19 protein-coding genes and 4 pseudogenes are annotated in these 21,996 nt (G+C 60.8%); 12 read left to right on the forward strand and 11 right to left on the reverse strand.

Translation table 11 applies throughout. The features are described 5' to 3' along the window. The first annotated feature begins 93 nt into the window (after positions 1-93). Together ACTAQJ_RS03455 and pepN are read left to right on the forward strand one after the other, a co-directional pair. A complete protein-coding gene (locus ACTAQJ_RS03455; protein WP_498700716.1) occupies positions 94-1,158 on the forward strand; it encodes a YeiH family protein in 1,065 nt (354 codons plus the stop codon). A 4-nt stretch (positions 1,159-1,162) separates the two neighbouring features. Beyond that, positions 1,163-3,766 (forward strand): aminopeptidase N, encoded by a 2,604-nt coding sequence (gene pepN / locus ACTAQJ_RS03460; RefSeq protein ID WP_498700719.1) that lies wholly within the window; start codon positions 1,163-1,165, stop codon positions 3,764-3,766. 25 nt (positions 3,767-3,791) lie between these two features. Here the strand turns inward: pepN and lplAB are convergent. The 3 genes and pseudogenes from lplAB to ACTAQJ_RS03475 form a co-directional block, all read right to left on the reverse strand. After that, a pseudogene (gene lplAB, locus ACTAQJ_RS03465) lies at positions 3,792-4,878 on the reverse strand (lipoate-protein ligase LplAB). Between the two features lie 112 nt (positions 4,879-4,990). Continuing rightward, complete coding sequence (locus tag ACTAQJ_RS03470; protein WP_216925747.1) at positions 4,991-5,248, reverse strand: type B 50S ribosomal protein L31; 258 nt, start codon at positions 5,246-5,248, stop codon at positions 4,991-4,993. Positions 5,249-5,430: 182 nt separating this feature from the next. Then, a pseudogene (locus tag ACTAQJ_RS03475) lies at positions 5,431-5,541 on the reverse strand (TrmH family RNA methyltransferase); the annotation flags it as partial. Positions 5,542-5,698: 157 nt separating this feature from the next. Between ACTAQJ_RS03475 and ACTAQJ_RS03480 the strand changes: the two are divergent. Both ACTAQJ_RS03480 and ACTAQJ_RS03485 read left to right on the forward strand, forming a co-directional pair. Continuing rightward, the gene (locus ACTAQJ_RS03480) at positions 5,699-6,199 is read left to right on the forward strand and encodes a hypothetical protein (RefSeq protein WP_498702146.1); all 501 of its coding nucleotides are present in this window, start codon (positions 5,699-5,701) and stop codon (positions 6,197-6,199) included. Continuing rightward, positions 6,196-7,029 (forward strand): hypothetical protein, encoded by an 834-nt coding sequence (locus ACTAQJ_RS03485; RefSeq protein WP_498700721.1) that lies wholly within the window; start codon positions 6,196-6,198, stop codon positions 7,027-7,029. The genes ACTAQJ_RS03480 and ACTAQJ_RS03485 overlap by 4 nt, the downstream gene beginning before the upstream one ends. 183 nt (positions 7,030-7,212) lie before the next feature. On the opposite strand, the gene ACTAQJ_RS03490 is transcribed toward ACTAQJ_RS03485, so the two are convergent. Genes ACTAQJ_RS03490 through ACTAQJ_RS03500 form a run of 3 tightly spaced genes read right to left on the reverse strand, consistent with a single transcriptional unit; the run spans position 7,213 to position 9,709 of the window. Further along, positions 7,213-8,112, reverse strand: coding sequence for a TrmH family RNA methyltransferase (locus ACTAQJ_RS03490; RefSeq protein WP_431115239.1), 900 nt, complete (start codon positions 8,110-8,112; stop codon positions 7,213-7,215). A gap of 7 nt (positions 8,113-8,119) precedes the next feature. Then, a complete protein-coding gene (locus ACTAQJ_RS03495) occupies positions 8,120-8,905 on the reverse strand; it encodes a sulfite exporter TauE/SafE family protein (protein WP_498700723.1) in 786 nt (261 codons plus the stop codon). Positions 8,906-8,923: 18 nt separating this feature from the next. Continuing rightward, positions 8,924-9,709, reverse strand: coding sequence for an ABC transporter ATP-binding protein (locus ACTAQJ_RS03500; protein ID WP_431115237.1), 786 nt, complete (start codon positions 9,707-9,709; stop codon positions 8,924-8,926). Positions 9,710-9,820: 111 nt separating this feature from the next. On the opposite strand from ACTAQJ_RS03500, the gene serB reads away from it, so the two are divergent. Beyond that, complete coding sequence (serB, locus tag ACTAQJ_RS03505) at positions 9,821-10,714, forward strand: phosphoserine phosphatase SerB (RefSeq protein ID WP_498700726.1); 894 nt, start codon at positions 9,821-9,823, stop codon at positions 10,712-10,714. 13 nt (positions 10,715-10,727) lie between these two features. Here the strand turns inward: serB and ACTAQJ_RS03510 are convergent, their stop codons facing one another. Next, the gene (locus ACTAQJ_RS03510) at positions 10,728-12,272 is read right to left on the reverse strand and encodes a SpaH/EbpB family LPXTG-anchored major pilin (RefSeq protein WP_498700728.1); all 1,545 of its coding nucleotides are present in this window, start codon (positions 12,270-12,272) and stop codon (positions 10,728-10,730) included. 192 nt (positions 12,273-12,464) lie between these two features. Between ACTAQJ_RS03510 and ACTAQJ_RS03515 the strand changes: the two genes are divergently transcribed. Next, entirely contained in the window at positions 12,465-12,932 is a 468-nt protein-coding gene (locus ACTAQJ_RS03515) for a hypothetical protein (protein WP_498700730.1), read from the forward strand. Between the two features lie 311 nt (positions 12,933-13,243). Beyond that, positions 13,244-13,612, forward strand: a complete 369-nt coding sequence (locus ACTAQJ_RS03520) for a hypothetical protein (RefSeq protein ID WP_431115233.1) — start codon at positions 13,244-13,246, stop codon at positions 13,610-13,612. Positions 13,613-13,693: 81 nt separating this feature from the next. Here the strand turns inward: ACTAQJ_RS03520 and ACTAQJ_RS03525 are convergent, their stop codons facing one another. The 3 genes and pseudogenes from ACTAQJ_RS03525 to ACTAQJ_RS03535 form a co-directional block, all read right to left on the reverse strand. Continuing rightward, positions 13,694-15,196, reverse strand: coding sequence for a sugar ABC transporter ATP-binding protein (locus ACTAQJ_RS03525; protein WP_431115232.1), 1,503 nt, complete (start codon positions 15,194-15,196; stop codon positions 13,694-13,696). A 286-nt stretch (positions 15,197-15,482) separates the two neighbouring features. Continuing rightward, positions 15,483-16,235 (reverse strand): SDR family oxidoreductase, encoded by a 753-nt coding sequence (locus ACTAQJ_RS03530; protein WP_498700734.1) that lies wholly within the window; start codon positions 16,233-16,235, stop codon positions 15,483-15,485. A gap of 125 nt (positions 16,236-16,360) precedes the next feature. Then, positions 16,361-17,087 (reverse strand): annotated as a pseudogene (locus tag ACTAQJ_RS03535) (beta-ketoacyl-ACP reductase). 153 nt (positions 17,088-17,240) lie between these two features. Between ACTAQJ_RS03535 and ACTAQJ_RS03540 the strand changes: the two are divergent. The 4 genes from ACTAQJ_RS03540 to ACTAQJ_RS03555 are packed head-to-tail and all read left to right on the forward strand — an operon-like array spanning position 17,241 to position 19,358. Beyond that, positions 17,241-17,744: a DUF3099 domain-containing protein gene (locus tag ACTAQJ_RS03540; RefSeq protein ID WP_498700736.1), complete on the forward strand. Its 504-nt coding sequence runs from the start codon at positions 17,241-17,243 to the stop codon at positions 17,742-17,744. Continuing rightward, positions 17,741-18,016: a hypothetical protein gene (locus ACTAQJ_RS03545; RefSeq protein WP_498700738.1), complete on the forward strand. Its 276-nt coding sequence runs from the start codon at positions 17,741-17,743 to the stop codon at positions 18,014-18,016. Before ACTAQJ_RS03540 ends, ACTAQJ_RS03545 begins: the two co-directional genes overlap by 4 nt. After that, entirely contained in the window at positions 18,017-18,889 is an 873-nt protein-coding gene (locus ACTAQJ_RS03550; RefSeq protein ID WP_498700741.1) for an SURF1 family cytochrome oxidase biogenesis protein, read from the forward strand. Continuing rightward, the gene (locus ACTAQJ_RS03555) at positions 18,873-19,358 is read left to right on the forward strand and encodes a YbaK/EbsC family protein (protein WP_498700743.1); all 486 of its coding nucleotides are present in this window, start codon (positions 18,873-18,875) and stop codon (positions 19,356-19,358) included. Before ACTAQJ_RS03550 ends, ACTAQJ_RS03555 begins: the two co-directional genes overlap by 17 nt. 145 nt (positions 19,359-19,503) lie before the next feature. Here ACTAQJ_RS03555 and ACTAQJ_RS03560 read toward each other — a convergent pair. Beyond that, positions 19,504-21,103 (reverse strand): annotated as a pseudogene (locus ACTAQJ_RS03560) (ABC-F family ATP-binding cassette domain-containing protein). Between the two features lie 278 nt (positions 21,104-21,381). On the opposite strand from ACTAQJ_RS03560, the gene ACTAQJ_RS03565 reads away from it, so the two are divergent. Further along, positions 21,382-21,996: a biotin transporter BioY gene (locus tag ACTAQJ_RS03565; protein ID WP_498700744.1), complete on the forward strand. Its 615-nt coding sequence runs from the start codon at positions 21,382-21,384 to the stop codon at positions 21,994-21,996.

Here is a 21,996-nt window from a genome sequence, read left to right on the forward strand (position 1 = left end):
TTTTTGAGTCAAGCGCATTTCGCACTGATTGTGTCGCGGTTTCCGGAGACTCCCGGTTCGCCTTTCGGTGCCCCCATCCGGCAGGGTTGAGGCATGCCCTTGAACAGACTTGCGCCCCACCTGTCCCGGCTGGGGCCGGGGCTGGTCCTGAGTATTGCCGCCACGGGGGTCGCCTTCACCGTCCACGCGGTGTTTCCGGCATTGGGGGTCATTCCCGTCATGACGCTTGCTGTTGCACTGGGCCTGCTCTCTGCAAATATACCGGGCACTGCTGTCTGGGCGGCGGGGCGCGCCCGGCCAGGCTTGGACTTCGCCGGGAAGCACCTCATGCGCGCCGGAATCGTACTGCTTGGACTCAAGGTGAGCATGGGCGACGTCCTCGGATTGGGGTGGTTGTCACTGCTTCTGATTGCAGCCGTGGTGTTACTGAGTTTCGCCGGGACCTACGGACTCGCAAAGATCCTGCGCCTTCCGGATGAGGCGGCCCTCCTGATCGCCACAGGGTTTTCCATTTGCGGTGCGTCGGCCATCGGTGCCATGGCAGCGGTAAGGCGGGTCAGGCACCAGGACACTGTACTTCCCGTGGCGTTGGTGACTTTGTGTGGCACTCTGGCCATTGGAGTGCTCCCCCTCCTCATGCACCCCCTGGGCTTGAACCCGGAACAATTCGGAGCGTGGACCGGTGCGTCCGTGCATGACGTCGGCCAAGTGGTTGCCACCGCCCAAACTGCGGGGACAGCGGCGCTGGCAGTCGCCGTCGTCGTCAAATTGACCCGAGTGGTGCTCTTGGCGCCCATCGCGGCGGCGGCAGGGCTGCACCAGCGGTTGATGCATGTACGGCGGAGAGCCAACGGAGTATCAGGGCAATCAGGAAAGCACGACGACGATGGCCGGTTTCCGCCGATTGTCCCTCTGTTTGTCCTCGGCTTCATCGCGATGGTGGGCGTTCGCACTTTGGGGTGGGCGCCACCGGCAGCTCTGGAAGCCGCCGCTGGAGTACAGGACATCCTGCTCGCGATCGCCCTCTTTGGGCTCGGTTCCGCGGTGCGGGTGCGCACCCTCGTTCATACCGGGGGCCGTGCCGTTGCTGTGGCATTGGGATCGTGGCTGCTGATCGCAATGCTGGGCCTGGGGGCCGTTTGGATCATGATTAGATAGCTGTGTGTCGAATCACAATCTCTCGCGCGATGAAGCCGCAACACGTTCAGCCCTGATCACCACCCATAGCTACGACGTCACCCTGGACGTCCGCGACGCGGCAGATCCCGCAACCGCAGGCTACCCGAGCACCAGCACCATCAGGTTTTCAGCCATACCCGGTTCAGCTACCTTCCTGGATTTCATCAGCGGCGGAGTGCAGTCCGTGGTGCTGAACGGCAAGGCGCTTGACGTTGACCGTGTGGTGGACGGGGACAGGATCATCCTGAAAGGCCTCGCCGCCGAAAACACCGTCACTGTGACGGGAACAGCGCTCTACAGCCGATCCGGAGAGGGCATGCACCGTTTCGTCGACCCCGCCGATGGCCAGTGCTACCTCTACACCCAATACGAACCGGCCGACAGCCGCCGCGTCTTCGCCAACTTTGAACAGCCCGACCTCAAAGCCGAATTCACTTTCCACGTGATCGCTCCGGCAGGCTGGGAAGTCGCCTCCAATGGCGTGGAGACCACCAGAACGCCTTTAGCGGATGATGCGTCGGCCCAGCGCTGGGATTTTGCTACCACCCAGCGGATGTCCACCTACATCACCACCATCCTTGCCGGGCCCTACTTCAAGGCCACTGATCATTGGGGAGCAACGCTCGACGACGGCACCCGCCTTGACGTGCCACTGGCCCTTTACTGCCGCGCGTCTTTGGCGGACTCGTTCGATGCCGATGAACTCTTCCGGTTGACCAGGAGCGGGCTGACGTTCTTCAACGAGCTTTTCGAGTACCCCTATCCTTGGGGCAAATACGATCAGGCGTTCGTGCCCGAGTACAACCTCGGGGCCATGGAAAACCCCGGGCTGGTCACCTTCACTGAGAAGTATGTCTACGCTTCCCGGGCAACAGACGCCCAGTACCAGGCGCGCGCCAACACCCTGATGCACGAGATGGCCCACATGTGGTTCGGCGACCTCGTCACCATGACCTGGTGGGACGACCTCTGGCTGAAGGAATCTTTCGCTGACTACATGGGGACACTTGGCGTGGACCGGGCCACTGACTGGGATACCGCATGGGTGAACTTCGCCAGCAAACGCAAAGCCTGGGCCTACGTACAGGACCAGTTGCCTACCACGCACCCCATCGTTGCCGACATTCCGGACCTCGAGGCGGCCAAGCAGAACTTTGATGGAATCACGTATGCCAAAGGGGCCTCTGTTCTGAAGCAGCTGGTGTCTTACGTAGGCTTTGACGACTTTATCGCCGGGTCCCGTCAGTACTTCCGGGACCACGAGTTCGGCAACACCTCGCTACAGGACCTTCTGCAGGCGCTCAGCGTCGCGTCGGGAAGGGACCTTGCCGGCTGGGCGCGCCAGTGGCTGCAGACATCGGGCATTTCCACCATCACCGCAGACATTGTGGATGACAACGGGATCATGGGCGCCGTGACGCTCCAACAGGATGCCACCGACCCCCTGACGGGCAAGCAGGAGTTGCGGCCGCACCGACTCCGGTTGGGCCTGTATGACCCCGATTCGTCCGGTCACCTCGTCCGGCGAGAGAGCATCGAGCTGGACGTCTCCGGCCCGAGCACGCTGGTGGCCGAACTGGCGGGGAAGCCCCGGCCCGCACTGCTGCTGGTCAACGATGAGGACCTCAGCTACGCGAAGGTGCGGCTGGACGCCCTTTCGGAGCACACAGTCCGCAGTTCCCTGGGCACCATCGAAGACCCCATGGCACGTGCGCTGTGCTGGACCGCCCTGTGGGATTCGGCTCGGGATGGCGCTACGCCAGCGGTACGTTATGTTGCCGCCGTCGAACATTTCGCACCCGCCGAAACCGGCATCGGCGTCCTCCTGAACGTGCTGGGCAACGCAGCCACCGCTATTGAACGTTATGTCCCCGCTGTCATGCGGGAAGGCGTGCGAAAGGACTTCCTGGCAGTCGCCGCCGCCCAATTGCAATCCGCAGCCCCTGGATCAGACCAGCAGCTTGCCTGGGCCAGAACCCTGGCCGATGTTTCCAGGCACGGCGACAGCGAGCTCCCCCTGCTGCGGGGCATCCTGGAAGGCGGCACGATCATTGACGGCCTGGCCGTGGATGCCGAACTGCGCTGGAGTTTCTGGCAGGCCCTCGCCGCCCACGGACAAGCCGTGCAGCGCGAGCTGGATGCTGAACTTGAGGCGGACAAGACGGCCTCCGGCCGCGAAGGCCATGCAGTAGCCTCCTCAGCACGCCCTGACGCCTCCGTAAAGGCGGCAGCCTGGGACGCAGCCGTCAACACTACCGGGCTGTCCAACGAGATCCTCAGTGCAACAATCACGGGTTTCACCATTGCGCCCAGAGACCTCCTGGAGCCATACATCGAGCCCTACTTTGAATGCCTGGAACGTGTCTGGGCTGAGCGCAGTATCGAAATCGCAGGCAGGATCGTCAGGGGCCTCTATCCCGGCGGGCAGGATCTGGCAGCCGGCATGGAGCCGATCACGCATCCAGTGCTGGTGAAGACTGACCAGTGGCTGCATGAGCATACCGACGCACCTCGTGCTTTGCGCCGCATCATCATCGAACAGCGCAGCCACCTGCTGCGTGCGCTGACGGCACAGGCGGCCGGTTAGGGAACCTGCTTTATGGAACCCTGCTTTATGGAACCCTGTTCAACCACTCCTCTGTGCCGAACTTGGTTTCTACCCGCTTCCTGGCTTCCGAAAGTTCATCCTCCGACAGGCGGGACTCAACTGCGCCGTAGCGTTCCGTAAAAGCTTCCTGCATGGCCTCAATCGATGGCGGCGCGGGCCAAACCGGTCTGACGGCGCAAAGGGTCCACTCGCTTCTTTGCGCTTCGCGTGCCTTTGTCTGAGCGCTTTTCCTTGCCGATGCGCAGGACCTCCACCATCTTGTCGGCGTCGATGTCATAGCTCATGGTCACGTGGTGGAGCATCCCTCCGTTGGCGAGCCGTTTCTGGGCCGCGCCCCCGATCTTGCCTTGCTCAGTGGCGATGTCATTGAGGGGAACGTAGAAAGCCGTGATGCCAAGCTTCTCCAGCGCCGCCATGACCCATGCATCAAGGAAGGCGTAGGAATCAGCGAAACTGATGCCATCTACCAACGTCTGCGGTACGTAAAGGGAGTAGGTAATGCAGTTGCCGGCTTCCATGAACATTGCACCGCCACCACTGATACGGCGAACTACCGTGATGCCGTGCCTGGACACGCCTTCAGGATCGACTTCGTTGCGAACAGACTGGAAACTTCCGATGACCACTGAAGGTTCTTCCCAGTCCCAGAAGCGAAGGGTGGGATTTCGGACTCCCGCGCCGACTTCTTCGGTGAGGACCTCGTCGAGTGCAACGTTGACTTCTGTGGGCAGTACCGTCGGCGGGATGACTTCCCATTGGTGGTCGGACCAGCCTGTGGCTTTGGACAGGGCACGGCGGACGGTCACTGCCACGGCCTCTGCAGAGAATCCAAACAGCACGGCCCCAGGGGGCAACCCGGACGAGACAGCTGCAGTGATGTCTGCAGCCGGGGTCGTCGCGGGCAGGCCCGTCAGAGCGGCATTGATGTCCTGCAGGGCTTCGTCAGGCTCCAGGAAGAAGTCACCGCTCAGTGAAACGTTGGCCAAGAGACCGTGCTCGACGTCCAAGTCCACCACCACCAGTTTGCCGCCGGGAACTTTATACTCCCCGTGAAGGCGCGTGCCGCCGTCGTCAATGTAGTTAGTGGGCATTTCGGGTGCGGGCTGGGACGTCATGCGTTCCATCTTGCCGGAAAACAAAAAAGCCCGCATTGCTGGAGATTCCAGCGATGCGGGCTTTCGAAAAGCCTTGGGGTGAAGTGGGTTACTTCGTGCCGCCGAAGCCCTTGAAGCGAGCGTTGAAGCGCTCGACGCGGCCAGCGGAGTCCATGATGCGCTGCTTGCCCGTGTAGAACGGGTGGGACTCCGAAGAGATTTCGACGTCGATAACCGGGTAGGTGTTTCCGTCTTCCCATTCGATGGTCTTCGAGGAAGACACAGTCGACTTGGTCAGGAACTTCGTGCCGGAAGCCAGGTCGTTGAAAACAACAGCTTCGTACTTCGGGTGGATATCAGACTTCATAATGGGACCTTTTGTTCACGCAACTGGATTTTGCCAGCTGCCAGGTATGAATGGAGGTGGTCCGCCTGCTGCCATGAAATTTCAGCGGCCGGGCCAACAATCAATCATAGCCGAAACCAGCCGGGCGCACGAACCAGGCTCAGTCCTGCGGGTGAATCTCCCAGAACGCCGCCGCCGAAGCGGTCAACAGCGTCTTCGGTCAATTCCATGGCGGCAACTGTGAAGCCCTGTTCCTTGAGCCTTTCGAGGTCACCAGGCCAGCTTTCCAGGCGGGCCCAGGGAACCTGGAAGACCAGTTCTCCTGCCGGAGTGAGCGACTCCGTCAGCCGCGCGGCCCGACCGTTCCTGCACACCGGAGGATTCCCCTGCGCAGACGGTCGGGTTTACTGTAAGTGGGTGCGCGGGCGCATCGAAGCCGACTATCTGGTGGTCGGCGCTGGGACAGCGGGGATGGTCTTCACAGACCGGATCCTCGCGCATTCGGATGCCACGGTCGCGATCGTCGATCGTCGGCACGCGCCCGGGGGACATTGGCAGGACGCATATCCGTTCGTTCGGCTGCACCAGCCCGCGAACCTCTATGGGGTCGAATCCGTGCCATTCGGAGCCAACAGGCGCGACGTCAGCGGCACGAACGCTGGCATGTACGAGCTGGCTGGGCCGAGCGAGATCTGTGCGCATTTCGAAGAGGCGATGACGCGGGTCTTCCTGCCGACCGGTCGTGTAGTGTACCTGCCCGAGTGCGAGTTCGTTGACGAGGGTCGGATCCTCTCCCGCCTGGACGGCCGCACCGTGCCCGTCACCGTGCGCCGCCGCGTGGTAGATGCCAGGTATCTCGAGGGGCGCATCCCCGCCACCTCCGCCCCGCCGTTCGCCGTGGCCGATGGAGTCCGCTGCATCCCAACCGGTGGGCTCGCCCGACTCGCCCACCCGGCGGACGCTTCACCGTGATCGGCGCGGGAAAGACCGCCCTCGACACATGCGTGTGGCTTCTCGAGCGGGGTGTGGATCCCGCCGACCTCACGTGGATCAAACCGCGCGAGGGCTGGTGGCCGAATAGACGCTACCTGCAGCCGCACGACCTAGTCGTTGACCAGTACGTCGCGAACGCCGCACAGATCGCGGCCATGGCCCAAGCAAGGACGGTTGACGATCTCTTCGCACGGCTCGACGACCAGGGAATCCTGCTACGGGTTGATCCCTCGGTGCCACCCACGATGTTCCACGGCGCGATCGTCGGAGAAGCCGAGATCGCCCTCCTCCGGCAAATCGAGGATGTCGTCCGCCTCGGCCACGTGCGTAGTGTCGAGCGCGACCGCATCATCCTCGACGACGGTGTCATCCCCACGACACGCGAAACGGTGCATGTCCACTGCGCGGCGTCGGGGCTCGTCCGGCCTCCACTTCGTCCGATCTTCGAACCTGGCCGCATCACGCTTCAGCCGATGTTCTGGGGCACCGTCTCGTTCCAGTACGCGATGCTTGGCGTCGTCGAAGCCGAACTCCACGACGACGACCAGAAGAACAAGCTGTGCCGCCCGCTGCACCTCTGGGATCGGAATGTCGACTTCCTCATCGCCTACGCCGCGCTGATGGCGAATGCCCGAGCACGCGGCCAGCATCCGGCCGTGTCTGCATGGTCGCGCACGAGCCGGCTGTATCCTTTCGCCGAACTGGAGCGATACGCCGACGACCCACGCATCCCCGAGGCTCACGAGCGCAGCCGAGCCCATGCCGCCGGAGCGCTCTCCAACCTCCCCCGCCTCATCGCCTCGGCGTGACCCGTCCATCGTCGGCCGGGGATCGCTGAGGGCGGTGAGACTCGTGCTGCAGGCTTGAGGCGAGACCGGCGGCTGTGGCTTGGTGCGTGATGGGCTAAGTCACGGCCCCTCCCGCAGCTTCCGCTGGGTAGCAAATGGTGCTCTGACCTGCGGTTTCGCCCTGAACGTATCCTTCGGCACCAACTACCTCGTTGCGTAGAACGCCACAGCCGATGAGGCAGCAACATTCAGCGAATCCACGCCGTTCATCATCGGAATCGTCACGCGCGCGTCGAGCACTCGATCGGTCTCAGGCATCAATCCCTCACCCTCGGTGCCGAAGACCAGCGCCAGGTTTTGATGGTCCTGGGCGACCAGCTCGTCGAGCGTGATGGCCCCTTCCCCGAGCGACATGCCGGCCACAAAGTAGCCCGCTTCCTTGAGTACCTCGAGGTCGTCAGGCCACGATTCGATCCGGGTCCACGGCACCTGGAACACCGTGCCCATCGACACGCGGATCGAGCGTCGATACAGCGGGTCGGCACACTGGGGCGAGACCAATACGGCGTCGACACCAATTGCTGCGGCGCTGCGGAAAATCGCCCCTACGTTTGTATGATCGGTCAAGTTTTCCAAGACCGCGATCCTAGACCGATGCGGAGCAGTCTCCGTCAGCGAAGACTCTCCGCGCATTTTGTGACCACTCACCTTCGTGTGGTCCGCGATGTCTTCCAGCACGGGAACCCGCCGGGCGCCGGCCAGCAGCTGCGTGAGCGGCACGGGTGCCGGACGATGCATCGCTGCCATTGCTCCACGGTGCAGGTGGAATCCCGTGATTTCTTCCAGCAGCTTGGCTTTGCCAATCAACACCGGAACGTCAGGATAGGCCTGGAAAACGTCCTCGAGGTCTTCCAGCCACTTCTCCGCCAGGAAGAACGAGCGTGGCTGATGACCTGCTGCCAATGCGCGGCGAAGGACCCTGGAGGATTCGGCAATGTACATGCCTTCCTCCGGCTCGCGGAGCTTGCGAAGGTGCACATCGGTCAGCGTGGTGTAGTCGGTCACGCGGGGATCATCGGCGGACTCGAGATAGTGGAACGTCACCGGCCGATTATTTCAGCAGATTGGCGAACATGACGACGAGGGCCACGATGCCAAGAGTGAAGATGATTGCTCGCAGGACGCGCGGCGAAAGCTTACGGCCAACCTTGGATCCAACCAGGCCGCCAATGGTTGAACTCACGCCAATAAGCAGGACCACGAGCCAGTTGAGGCGATCGAAGGCAAAGATCAGGTAGGACACAGCGGCCACCATGTTGACGCCGAGCACCAGGATGTTCTTCATGGCGTTGGCGTTCTGCATGGTCCCGGTGAGGAACACGCCAAGTATTCCCACAAGCAGAATCCCTTGTGCCGCTACGAAGTAGCCGCCGTAAACGCCCGCGAGGTAAACCAGGACCACGAGGAGGATGCCGTGGCTCCGGTCCCTCAGGGCATGCTCCGGGTTCTGTTCACGGTTTCGCACTGAGGCCTGGAGTCGGGGCTGGAACACCACCATCAGCAGGGCCAGTACCAGCAGGACGGGGGCGACGTAGTGGAACACCTTGTCCGGCAGGTGCAGCAGCAACCATGCGCCGGTGATACCGCCCAGGAGGGAAGCTGGCAGCAGCTTCAGCAATTGCCTGCCGCGCCCCGCAAGTTCCCGGCGATATCCCCATGCTCCGGCCGCAGTGCCGGCCACCAGGCCCATGGCGTTGCTCATGGAGGCAACCACTGGAGTCACTCCCAGTGCGATGAGTACAGGAAAGGTCACGAGTGTTCCGGAGCCGACCACCGCATTGATGGTGCCGGCCCACAAGCCCGCGAAAAAGACCAGGACGCTGCTAAGAATCTCCACAGTTGACCGAGGGACCGCCTAGCGGCGGGCAGTTGCCGTGTAACGGCCCGCGTTTTCCGTGACGTCCAGGGCCAGGCCGAAGGTGTTGCTCAGGTGCTCGTCCGTGAGGACGTCCTTGATGGCACCGGCTGCCACTACTCCACCTTCGCGCAGCAGCATGGCGTGGGTGAATCCGGGGGGAACTTCTTCAAGGTGGTGGGTTACCAGGACCATCGCCGGAGCTGCTTCGTCCTTGGCCAGTTCACCGAGTTTGTGCACGAGCTCTTCGCGCCCCCCGAGGTCCAGTCCGGCGGCCGGCTCATCCAGCAGCAGGAGTTCGGGATCGGTCATGAGTGCTCGCGCGATCTGCACCCGTTTCCGCTCACCTTCAGACAGAGTGGCAAACGTACGGTTGAGCAGCGGGCCCATCCCCCAGTCGTTCAGGAGACCGAAGGCGCGACGCTCATCATCGCGCTCGTATCCTTCGCGCCAGCGGCCTGTGACGCCGTAGGCAGCGGTCACTACGACGTTGAGGACGTTCTCGTCTTCCGGGATCTGGGTAGCGAGTGCTGCCGAGGAAAGGCCAATGCGGGGGCGCAGTTCAAAGACGTCCACCCGGCCCAGGGTTTCGTCAAGGATCCCTGCCCTTCCGCTGGACGGGTGCATGCGTGCTGCAGCAATCTGGAGAAGTGTGGTTTTGCCTGCGCCGTTGGGGCCAAGAATGACCCAGCGTTCGCCTTCGTTGACCTGCCAGTCAACCTTGTCCAGCAGGGTCTTCTTGCCTCGGACAACGCTGACGGAAGCCAATTCCAGAACATCACTCATAGCAGTAGACACTAGGACAAAAATACAGATGACTGATAACCGGGCATATGTCCTCGTTGCTGCGGAGAAACGAATTCGGGTGAACGTAGCGCGCTCAGTAGGATTGGGGCCATGACTTCGAACTTGGCTGCGGTCAGCTATGGCGTGAATTTGTCCCCTGAATCGCTTGATAACGTGCGCAAAGTGCTGGCTGATGCCGGCGCGGCAGTGTCATCGGAATCACAGTCCGGAGACGACCGCTTTGGTGTTCACACGGCCGGTCTCGCCGTTGATGCCATCACGCCCGAAGACCTGACAGCCATTCGACGGCGGGTGGCTGAGGCCGCGGATGCCGGAGTAGATACTGCGATCGTTCCGGAGGCCCTTCGCCAGGCTCCGAGGAAACTGCTCATCATGGATGTGGATTCCACGCTGATCCAACAGGAAGTCATTGAGTTGCTTGCCGCTTATGCAGGCAAGCGCGACGAAGTTGCAGCTGTTACCGAAGCAGCCATGCGTGGGGAGCTGGATTTCGCACAGAGCCTTTACGCCCGCGTTGAGGTCCTCGCAGGGCTGCCGGCCGCCGTCGTCGATTCTGTACGTGCGGAAGTGCGCCTCAGCCTTGGCGCAGCAGAATTGGTAGCCGCATTCAAGGAAGCGGGCCACGTGGTGGCTGTGGTTTCCGGTGGCTTTAACCAGATCCTTGGGCCCATAGCTGAAGAACTCGGCCTGGATTACTGGATTGCCAACGAGCTGGAAATCGTCGATGGCGCTTTGACCGGCAGGGTGCTGGGCGACGTCATTGACCGCGCAGCGAAGGAGAAGTACCTGCGTAAGTGGGCAGCTGCCGAGGGGATCGACCTCCAGCACACCATCGCAGTGGGCGACGGCGCCAACGACCTCGACATGCTGGGAGCGGCCGGAATTGGCGTTGCCTTCAACGCCAAACCGGCCGTCCGTGCAGTTGCAGACGCCGTCATCAACATGCCCTACCTTGATGCCGTGCGGCACATCGCCAACGTCTGAACCCCAAGTGCCTCTACGCGTTGTTGTCTGCCCTGCGGATGCGGATGAACAGCAGGCCGGCACCAATGACCAGGAGGGCTCCGGCTGCGTAAAGAATGCCGGTTCCCACGCCACCGGTCAGCGGCAGTTCAAAGCCGCTGTTGGATGGCATGTTCTTCACCTGCAGATCAATACCAACCGGGGTGGTGGTGCCGTTGATCAGGAAGGAGACCGGCTCGGCCAGCAGTTCGTACCCTGCCGGCGCCGTGGTCTCCACCAGGTAGTAGGTGCGGTAGTCCGCGTCCCCAGGTGCCACTGCTGCGCCGTTGGCCCAATCCGAGTAGCGCAGGCCTGAAATGGTCAGCGTTCCATCGCCGGCAACAGTGAAGACACTCTGGCCGTCGATATCCACGGGGTTGGTGCCTGCAGTGGCATCAGCTTCATTGGTGTAGACCGCGAATGACGCGCCGGCCAGGGCAGCTGCGTTCTCGTCCACTTTTTGCAACGTCATCCCGCCCCATTTGGTAACGACAGGCGGTGTCAGTATTGGCCCGCCGGGCTGGCCGGGGGTGATGTTGAAGCTCGCAGCGTTCGGGTAGGCAAGTGCGACGTTTTCAATCTCACCTATGGTGTTGACCTTGGTGCTCACAACGATCTGCACGCGGGTTTGGGTGCGGGCTGCCAGCAAGGCACGTCCGTCATCGGTGAACACCACCGAGACCGTGTTGGTTGTGGCATCGAAGCTCAGGACGTAATCGGTACCTTCACTAAGTGACGTGCCATCCTCCAGCATGGCGGTGGCACCGACGTAGGTCAGTTTGGTGTCGAGCTGATCCACCACCTTGTAACCGTCAATCACGGCCTCGTTCGGGATATCAGCTGTGATCGTCCAATCGACCTGGTCGCCGAGCTTGACGTCGGGAGCATCAGTGACGATCTTCTCCGCACCGGAAACAGAGTTTTTCGGGTACACGTCGACGTCGTAGATCCAGTTGTCCTGGTTGTCCGGATCGGTCATGGGCACCGAGATGAGGAACGGAGCCGATGGGGTGACCCCGGCAGGATAGTTCGTCTCGGTCACTAGATACAGGCCTATGGGCAGGTTGGCGAAGAAGGCAGTGCCGTCGGCGGCAGTGACCTGGGCCTGGCCGGCACCCAAGGTGTATCCAGCGGCAGTGATGGAACCAGACGGGTCAGACGACGAAAAGACATAGCTAAGGTTGTGTGCCGCGTCCCAGCCCGCATTGGTGGACAGATCAATGGTATTGACCTGCTGGATCGTGAACTCAATACCAGGCAAGGGCGTCAGGCTGCTGGTATCAGGAATGGCGCGGGAAAGGTTACTGCCACCATTGTTGCCGCCGCCACCGTGCCCGCCGCCATGGCCGCCACCACCGTTGTTGCCACCGCCTTCAGGGAGCGGCTTCTCGAATTTGTGAACGGTGATGGAACCGGGTTGATCACTATTGATCACTGGGGCTGCCGAGGCGGGCGCGACGGAGAGTGACACAGCCAGCACCGCCCCGACCAAGGTGGCAGTGGCCGCTCGCCAGTGCCGTGATGCGCGTTGATTTATCACACTTTTCCCCTTCGATTGATGGTGCCCCGGACACTTGGCCGAGGGCCTCCACCATTGGAGTAGTGCCACCACAGTGTTCATGTTGTGGATTCCACAACGTTTTCAGCGAAACGATTGGCACTTTCAGGACACTCATCAGATGTGACGCCTGCCGGTTGTTGCACGTCGCCTTGCCCATCCGAAGGAGATGCGTTGCTGGAGCATGAAACCCTCCGCAGGTCTGTTGTTTCAGCTGACCCTGACGGTGTGCTGAGGAAGCACTTCATTATGTGGTGTGCGCGGTTCAAGATCTTTCCAACGGAGTCCGGCTTCGCCACCGAAACCGGCCACGTCGTGTACCCGGCTCATGGAGTTGTCGAGGCAGATGGAACTGTGTGGTTGTCAACGTTGGCGTCCTTTGATCAATCCGGGATCCGTGGGCACGTGGAGAACCACCCGGGCTTTCGGGACATGCTCGCAAATGCGTCGCGAACGCCTGACCGGGCACCTGACGGGATAGCCCTGTTGATTGGGCGTACGCCCTATCAAGTGATTTTCCAAAATACGACGGAGGCTGGCGGCGACCACATTATTAACGTCGCCTTCATCAATCGAAAGGCGGTGCACAGAAACACTCCGGAATCTCGCGGGTCGCATTTCGTGACGCCAAATCTCGAATAATTTATGCGATTGTCACTAACTTGCTCGCTTCTTGAGACAGTGCATTCCAGTGGCTTCTCAATGTGTAAAGTTGGAAACTCCAAGACGGAGCGGTGATGCATTAGGCAGCCCGGGATCAAGACCAGCAGGGGCAGAAAGTGAATCGTTCGCGGCACGCACGGAGATGGTGGAAACGTCAGGAAAAGTCTGTGCCTTCTGGAGTGAATGCCAACGAGGATGAATCACTTCTCAATGCGTCCGTGCACCAGGAAACCCGGGCGGTCTACTTCACACATTTCGGCGATGATAAAAACGAAAAGGAAGAACAAAATATGAGCACGCTTGACGAATCCATAAAGCAGTTGCTGTCCATAGAGGGCGCAACAGGCGCGGCCGTCGTGGACTACTCCAGCGGAATGGCTTTGGCCCAGGGTGGAAACCCTGGCTTTGACCTGGGTGTGGCAGCTGCCGGCAACTCAAATGTTGTCAGTGCAAAGCTCCGCACCATGGCAGACCTCCACGTGGACAGCGATATCGAAGATATCCTCATCACGCTCGGTTCGCAGTACCACCTGATTAACGTTCTGAACTCAGGCGGTTCCAAGGGCCTGTTTGTCTACCTGGTGCTGGACCGAACGTACGCAAACCTCGCATTGGCGCGCCACAAGCTCAACAATCTCGCCAAAGGAATTACCATCTGATCTTCCCTGGAAGACCAAAAGGGGCGGCCGCGCATTCGCGGTCGCCCCTTTTGGTTTCACGTCAGGAAAGGCACAGTGCCGTCAACTCTTCACGCGGCGGGCTTCCCCACTGCCGGAAGTGAACTTCTCCCCCAGCATGTGGTGCACCAGGGCGTCTTCATTGGTATTGGCGTTTGCCTCGATGGCCACCATTTCGCCGTTGCGCATCACACCAATCCGATGGCACCAGCTGACCAGTTCCGACAAATCCGACGACAAGAGGATGATCGCAACCCCGGTCCGGGTGAGCTCATTGAGCATCCTGTACACCGTCTCCTTGGCCCCGACGTCTATACCGCGGCTGGGGTGACTAAGGATCAGCACGTCACAGTCGCTGGTCATCCATTTGGCAAGCTGCACTTTCTGGCGATCGCCCCCTGAAAGAGTAGTGATGGCGCCATGAATGTTTGTCGTGTTGATGCGCATTCGGCGGACCAGTTCGATCACGCCCCGAAGCTGAGTGATTTCATCCTGTAAATTAGCCCCGGTCGCGTCATCACTGCGCTGAAGGCCTTCAACGATTCCACCTGCAGATTCCAGCGTGTCGGCTGTGTCTGACAAGTAACCGATCTTTAAACGCAGTGCATCCTGCAGCCCCCGGATCTGTACAGGTTTTCCATGCATGAAAATCTGGCCCGACGTACTTGGTTGTATGCCTACCAGCGCTTCAAGCAATTGATAGATGCCTGATCGATGTGTTCCGACCAAACCGAAAATCTCACCCTTGGATACGCTGAAGGAAATGTCGCGGATACTGTCTTCCACAGTGAGCTCCACCACCCGCATAGCCTCATCTCCGACTGCCGGATCCGTGGGCCTGGCGTTGTTGGACAGCTTCTCCTGCAGCAAGAGGAAGGCGAGCTCGTCGACGTCGGTCCGGCTGGCTTCGAGGATCTTGTGGACCCTGCCGTCCCGCATGACGGCGATGCGGTGCGCTATGGACCGGACTTCATCAAGACGGTGGGTGATGTAGATGATCGCGCGCCCCTGCCCGACCAGCATCCGCAAAACTTGATGCAGGACGGCGACGTCATGATCCGGTAGCGATGCAGCAACCTCGTCCATGATCACGAGTTGGGCTTCTTCGGCAACCATTCTCAGAACTTCAACGAGGGTCTGCTCGGCACGAATCAGAGTGCCCACTTTCACGTCGGGATCCAAGGTGATGCCGACGTCCTGAATGAGTTTGATTGCTTGAACCCGGAGTTCATCATGGGATTTATCGGCTTGAAAAGTTCCCCGAAAAATTGCCTCAGCCACCGTCAGGTCAGAGTTGATACGGAAGTTCTGCGGGATGAGGCCTACGCCGCAAGCCTGGGCTTCCTCTATCGAATCCGGTCCATATTTCTCGCCAGCCAGCCTGATTTGCCCGCCATCATGCTTATGGGATCCGGCCAATACGCCCATGAGCGTCGTTTTGCCGGCGCCATTGGTCCCGATTAATCCCAGGATCTCGCCGCGGTGGAGGGAAAGTTCAACACCTTTGAGGATGCGCCTTTGATCGTAGGACGCGTGAATATCATCAGCATGCAGTAACAGGTCCAAAGATGCTCCTAGTTCACAGTAGTGGGTTCGACCCTGGACACTGCCATAAAGTTCCTACCTTGGCTTAACACAGTTTGCTTACATTTAGGGACGACGACGCCTTGGAGATTCAATCAGATGGGGCGCATTAATGCAAAAGGAGAAACGTGAAACAACTAATCGCATTTCGTGTTGCAGAAAGCCAAACAATTTATCAAATTGTCATCGCCCATTGGCTGGCATGTGAACGGTTAAACAGTTGTGGCCCGGACACGTGTCCGGGCCACAACTAATTCTGCCAGGGTACCTACTCGGCGGATTTGCCGAAGTAGTCTGCTCCACCCACGTATTCGGTGTGGCCGGTTTCGACGTCGGCCGTCACCATCTTGGCGACCTCTGCCGCAAATTCTTCAACCGAATACAACTTGCCGGCTTCTGCGCGGCGGGCCTCTATGGCGCCCGGGTTGGAGCGGTCAAGCAGGGTGGCTGTGACAGTGCCCTCGATCATGTCACCGGAGACAACCACCAGCGAGATGCCTTTGTCAGCAAGGTTGGGCAGGAGTGCGCGCAGTGCATCCTCGCCGGCCCGCTTGCTCTTTGCCACCGGCTCGTATTCAGGCATGGTGGGAACGGTTTCCACGAAATGCGCCTGATGGCTGGTCACGAAGACGACACGCGAGCCTTCGCGCATGAGGGGAACAGCCGCATTGAGCATGTTGATCTGCGCATCGCGGTTGAGCTTGAGGGCGTAACCCTCCTCCATGCCGGACTCCATGCCACCGGATGCGCTCAGTACCAAGACATCCAGCGAACCGAACTCTTCCATGGCAGTGCTGGCAAGAGTGTGTACGCCTTCGTCGGTGGTGAGGTCCGCACCGACGGCCGCGGCGCGGCCGCCCGCTGCCTGGATTTCAGCTACTACCTTGTTGGCACGCGGTGCCTTCTGACGGTAGTTGACGACGACAGCGGCGCCCTCACCCGCGAGGATCTTGGCGACTTCAGCACCGATGCCACGGGAAGATCCCGTGACGATCGCGGTCTTGTTATCCAGCATTCCCATTCGTGCTCCTTTTGTTCACTTCATCTAAAAACGTGCGGTCCCGGGTTCCATCATGCCAGTGGCGGGCTCGAACCCCTTTGTCGGCTGGCGACAAAAACTGGCTGATTGCCTCAGAGCGTGGCGCTTTAGTGGCCCATCCCGAGACCGCCGTCAACGGGAATCACAGCGCCTGAAATGTAGGCGGCCTCGTCGCTGGCCACCCAGCGCACAACATTTGCTACCTCGGAAGCCTCGGCGAAACGGCCTGCCGGCACGTTGGCCAGGTACGACTTCTGAGTTTCCTCCGGCAGTTCTGCCGTCATGTCCGTGTTGATGAAGCCGGGAGCCACCACGTTGGCCGTGATCCCCCGGCTGCCCAGTTCACGGGTCAGCGAGCGTGCGATCCCCACCATGCCCGCCTTCGATGCGGAGTAGTTGATCTGGCCCGGAGCTCCGTACAGGCCGGACACCGAGGAGATGAGGACCACGCGGCCCTTACGGAGCCGGATCATGCCCTTGGAAGCACGCTTTAATGACCCGGAACGCACCGGTGAGGTTCGTGTCCAGCACAGAGGTGAAGTCGTCCTCGCTCATGCGCAGGAGCAGCGTGTCTTTAGTAATGCCAGCATTGGCAACCAAAACCTCCACCGGGCCGTGGGCTTCCTCTACTGTCTTGAAGGCGGCATCAATCGAGGCTTCGTCAGTGACGTCGGCTTTAACTCCCAGGATGCCTTCAGGCAGTTCTGTTTCGCTTCGATAGGTCACTGCCACCTTGTCACCGTTTGCGAGGAAGGACTCGGCAATGGCCAGGCCGATGCCCCTGTTGCCGCCGGTAATGAGGACGCTACGGCCGGTGGATACTGCTTCAGACATACTTTCGCTCCAGGTTCTGCGGCATGGGTGTGCTGCGGTGAAGAGGGGATTTCCTGCCTCGATCTTATCGGGCGCCTGCTCCAACCCGCGGGTAACCGGCCTGTCCCGCGGTTTGGGCGGCTACCGCCTTGGTGAGAGAATTGAGAGAAGCCTTTGGAGCGTGATGATTCAGCTGTGACACGAGAAAACAGTCCCCTGCAGCAGGTGCCCGGGGATCCGGACGCTGTTTCCGGCGACCCCGAAGTCCACAGCATCACCGATGCCGCGGCTGCCCACTCGGAAGACATGCGGGAGCGCATGATCAAGTACGCAGTGGCGATGGGTATTCGCATGGTCTGCATCATCCTGATTTTCGTGGTGGACGGCTGGTTGAAAATAATCGCCGTGGCCGGCGCGGTGTTCCTGCCCTGGATAGCCGTGGTCATTGCGAACGGCAGCGATAAAGCCGAGGACCACAGCGATTCCCTGCTGGACTACGTTGAAACAGCTGAAATCGAGGGCTCGCCGCAGAGCACCGAAGGCGAAGCGACGGACAACGTCACAGTGCTAAAAGGCGAAGTGGTGGACGATGACGAGCCACCAGCTCAGGACGCAGAACCTGACGCGACTCATATACCGAAGGCCGGGGACTCCGGCGATGAACGGGCGGCTTCATGAACATCTTTAACCTTGGCGGCGTCGGTTTGGGCAGCCAGGAGTCCGATCGCGCCACCGGCCCTGCCCTCTGCTCCCGTAAGGGATGCCGGGAGGGCGCAGCCTGGCAACTCCTGTGGAACAACCCGCGCATCCATACTCCTGAGCGGCGCAAGGTTTGGCTTTCGTGCAACGAGCACCGCGATTGGCTTGAGGACTACCTCCAAACCCGGGGCCTCTGGAAAGAGACCGTCCCTTTCGAGGCAGATGACGCTGCCGTTGGCGAGGCCCGCTGAATGTATCGTTTCCTTTTCTCCAGCAAGTGGCTGGGCTATTTCGTTCTGGCCGTTATCTTCGCCACAGCCTGCGTGTTCCTAGGCCGTTGGCAAATGGATCGGCGGGCAGAGACGCTGGCTGAGATCAACCGCGTAGTGACCAACTACTCCGCGACGCCTGTCCCCTTCGCTGACATCAAGGACCAGTTCCGCACCTTGGACCCCGAGCGGGAATGGACCCAGGTAGAGCTGCGGGGTAATTACGACCTGAACGGCCAGCGCGTTGTACGAAACCGTCCGTTGAACGGGCAGCCAGGTTACGACGTCGTGGTTCCTTTCCGTCTTACCACCGGCGAAGCGGTGGTTATCGACCGCGGCTGGTTGCCAATTGGCAACAACACACCGGGCCGTCCCGACATCGTTCCGGCACCTCCCGTGGGTGAGGTGACCGTGGTGGCCCGCCTCAAGCCAACGGAACCGAAGCTGGACCGCGGTGCGGTGGATGGACAACTGCCATCCATTGACCTGGCCAGCTTCGCAAGCGAACTCCCGTACCCCATCGCGACGGGCGCCTATGGGCAGCTGGCCAGCGAGGATCCCTCGGTCCAACCCATGCCCACGCCCTTCCCCAAACCAGCCACGGAAGAGGGCACACACCTCTCCTACTCCCTGCAGTGGTTTGCCTTCGGCGTCCTGATGTTTATTGGCTTCGGTTACGCGGCCCGGCAGCAGGCGCGTAACGCTGCCATCGACGCGGAAGAGGACGAAGACGGCGAGGACGAAATTATTGCAGTTAGTGGGCCGCCCAAGCGTCGTGTGTCCACAAGCCGAAAGAACAAGCGCCCCACGTCAGAAGAAGAGGAAGACGCAATCCTGGATGCACAAGGTTACTGAAGCGGTTCCGGACCCTGTGCTCAACGTGAAGTCGGCCCTCACGGCCGCAGGCGCTGAGGACACCGTCCGCATCTTCGGGGACAAGGTGCCCACGGCTGCAGCGGCCGCTTCTGTCCTTGGATGCCAGGTTGCAGCCATCACCAACAGCCTGATTTTCGAACTCGACGGGAAACCCTTGCTCATCCTCGCCAGCGGAGCCGCAAGAGTAGACACAACACTGGTAGCCAAACTACTGGGCACCGGAAAGATCCGCCGCGCGAAGCCCGATTTCGTGCTCAAACACACCGGCCAGGAAGTGGGAGGCGTCGCCCCGCTCGGTCACCCCGAACATATAAAGACGATCCTGGACACCTCTCTCAAAGCGCACCCCTTGTTATGGGCAGGAGCCGGAGACCACAACTCAATGTTCTCCATCACCTACGAAGAACTAAAAGCCATCACAAACGCCGAAGAACTCCAGGTTCGCTAGGGCCGCAAAGGTGACACAACGGCGAGCGTAGCGACGCGGTTGATGTGCGTAGCGTGCGTCCAAGCGAGGAACGAGCGAGCACGCGGCACATCGAGCGCGTCGCGCAGCGGAACGAAGCACGGTCCGCAGCGGACGGCGAGGCGGCCTAGGCCAAGGTGATGAGGTCCAGGTAGTCCTCGTTCCAGTGATCTTCAACACCGTCCGGCAGCAGCACCACGCGCTCCGGATTCAGGGCCGAGACGGCGCCTTCATCGTGGCTGACCATGACGACGGCCCCACTGTAGTTCTTCAGTGCACCAAGGATTTCCGCGCGGCTGGCTGGGTCCAGGTTGTTGGTGGGCTCGTCGAGGAGCAACACGTTGGCGCTCGAAGCAACGATGGTTGCGAGGGCGAGCCGGGTCTTCTCGCCACCGGACAGAACTCCGGCAGGCTTTTCGACGTCGTCACCTGAGAACAGGAATGACCCCAGAATGCCGCGGACTTCGGCGTCCTTCATGTCAGGTGCAGAGGAACGCATGTTTTCAAGGACCGTGCGATCGTGGTCCAGGGTTTCGTGTTCCTGGGCGTAGTAGCCCACCTTCAATCCGTGTCCCGGGATGATGTCGCCGGTGTCTGGTTTGTCCACGCCTGCAAGCATTCGCAGGAGGGTGGTCTTGCCCGCACCGTTGAGGCCAAGAATGACCACTTTGGAACCGCGATCGATCGCCAGGTCCACGTCAGTGAAAATCTCCAGGGAGCCGTAGGACTTGCTGAGCCCTTCGGCTGTCAGCGGGGTCTTGCCACAGGGTGACGGATCCGGGAAGCGCAGGGCGGCGACGCGATCGTTTTCACGAACGGCTTCCAAGCCGCCAAGGAGGCGCTCTGCACGCTTTGCCATGTTCTGCGCTGCGACGGCTTTCGTTGCCTTGGCGCGCATCTTGTTGGCCTGGTCGATGAGGACCTGGGCCTTCTTTTCCGCATTGGCCCGTTCGCGCTTGCGGGCCCTTTCATCGGTTTCGCGCTGCTGGAGATAGCGCTTCCAACCCATGTTGTAGTAGTCGATCTGGGCCCTGTTGGCATCAAGGTGGTAGACCTTGTTGACCGTGGCCTCCAACAATTCGACATCGTGGCTGATCACGATCAACCCACCCTGGTGGTCCTTGAGGAAGTCGCGCAGCCAGGTGATGGAGTCGGCGTCGAGGTGGTTGGTGGGTTCGTCCAGGAGCAGGGTTTCTGCCGAGGAATAAAGAATGCGTGCGAGCTCCACGCGACGGCGCTGGCCACCGGAGAGGGTCTTCAGCGGCTGGTTAAGGATGCGTTCCGGGAGCGCAAGGTTGGAGGAGATCGCGGCTGCCTCTGCTTCAGCGGCGTATCCGCCGCCAGCCAGGAACTCAGCTTCCAAGCGATCGTAGCGGTTCATGGCCTTGCGCTGTACGGCTTCGTCCTCGCTTGCCATCTCGGCCTGGGCCTTCTTCAGCTTCCCCACCACCACGTCCAAGCCACGAGCAGAAAGGATGCGATCACGCGCGAGCTGTTCCATGTCCGGGGTGCGGGGATCCTGGGGCAGATAGCCGATCTCGCCGCTGCGGGTCACTTTGCCGCCTGCCGGAAGGCCTTCACCCGCGAGGACGCGGGTTAAAAGTGGTCTTGCCCGCCCCGTTGCGGCCAACGAGTCCGATCTTGTCCCCCTTGTCCACCCTGAAGTTGACCTTGTCCATGAGCAGGCGTGCGCCGGCGCGGAGTTCGAGTTCCTGGACGGTAATCAATTCGGGTGATGCCTTTCAATGGGGAACGCCTGCGTGACCGGTTGGCCCGGTAGTTGCGGCGGGGACGGCTGTGAGAACAGCCTGTTCAAGTCTACCGGCACCCCGCCCTCCCCCTGACATAACATCGCCCGAGCGGCACATTGTGCCATCTCTCACAGAATTTTCACTCACGGTTGTGGAGAGGCTCCAAAAAAGCCCTTTCCCGAGCTCCGTATCCTCACTGTTGGGGGAAACAAACTTCAATCTCGCACCCACAGCATTTCCCGATAGGACCCGTCATGAGCCAAACCACCTCCGCCTCTGTGGAGCGCAACTCTTCGCGCAAGCGATGGACCGCCACAGACCTCGGCCTCATTGCCGTCTTCGCAGCCCTTGTGGCCGCGTCCGCGATCGTTCCCGGCATTCCGGTTGGCGCCTTGGGCGTGCCGATCACCTTGGTGACCCTCACTGTGATGCTGAGCGGCCTGGTGCTTGGCCCCGGGAGGGGATTCGCCGCCGTCGGGCTTTATGTCCTCCTTGGCCTGGCCGGGCTGCCGATCTTCAGCGGGGGCCGCAGCGGACTGGGCATCCTCGCTACTGCTTCGGCGGGCTACATCATTGCCTTCCCCCTTGCAGCTGCTGCCACCGGCTATCTGGCGGCCCTGATTATCCGCAAGACGGTACGCAACCGTTCCCTGCTGCTGTTTGCTGCCGCCATGGTCAGCAGCATCGTCCTCATCCACGGCCTGGGCGTCCTGGGCATGATGATCAACGGCAAACTGGACTTCACCAAAGCCTTCATTGCCGATCTCGCCTTCTACCCTGGGGACATCCTCAAGAATGTCCTCGCCGTGATCATTGCGGTGGCTATTCACAAGGCCTTCCCGGATGTCCTGGTCCGCAGGGTCAAATAG

Source organism: Arthrobacter sp. alpha11c (assembly GCF_054149985.1).

Bases quoted from the DNA above. Each gene is read 5' to 3' on its own strand.
- ACTAQJ_RS03455 (WP_498700716.1), top strand. From the start codon at position 94: ATGCCCTTGAACAGACTTGCGCCCCACCTGTCCCGGCTGGGGCCGGGG.
- ACTAQJ_RS03470 (WP_216925747.1), bottom strand. From the start codon at position 5,248: ATGAAGTCTGATATCCACCCGAAGTACGAAGCTGTTGTTTTCAACGAC.
- ACTAQJ_RS03480 (WP_498702146.1), top strand. From the start codon at position 5,699: ATGGTCTTCACAGACCGGATCCTCGCGCATTCGGATGCCACGGTCGCG.
- ACTAQJ_RS03500 (WP_431115237.1), bottom strand. From the start codon at position 9,709: ATGAGTGATGTTCTGGAATTGGCTTCCGTCAGCGTTGTCCGAGGCAAG.
- serB (WP_498700726.1), top strand. From the start codon at position 9,821: ATGACTTCGAACTTGGCTGCGGTCAGCTATGGCGTGAATTTGTCCCCT.
- ACTAQJ_RS03520 (WP_431115233.1), top strand. From the start codon at position 13,244: ATGAGCACGCTTGACGAATCCATAAAGCAGTTGCTGTCCATAGAGGGC.
- ACTAQJ_RS03530 (WP_498700734.1), bottom strand. From the start codon at position 16,235: ATGGGAATGCTGGATAACAAGACCGCGATCGTCACGGGATCTTCCCGT.
- ACTAQJ_RS03545 (WP_498700738.1), top strand. From the start codon at position 17,741: ATGAACATCTTTAACCTTGGCGGCGTCGGTTTGGGCAGCCAGGAGTCC.
- ACTAQJ_RS03550 (WP_498700741.1), top strand. From the start codon at position 18,017: ATGTATCGTTTCCTTTTCTCCAGCAAGTGGCTGGGCTATTTCGTTCTG.
- ACTAQJ_RS03555 (WP_498700743.1), top strand. From the start codon at position 18,873: ATGCACAAGGTTACTGAAGCGGTTCCGGACCCTGTGCTCAACGTGAAG.
- ACTAQJ_RS03565 (WP_498700744.1), top strand. From the start codon at position 21,382: ATGAGCCAAACCACCTCCGCCTCTGTGGAGCGCAACTCTTCGCGCAAG.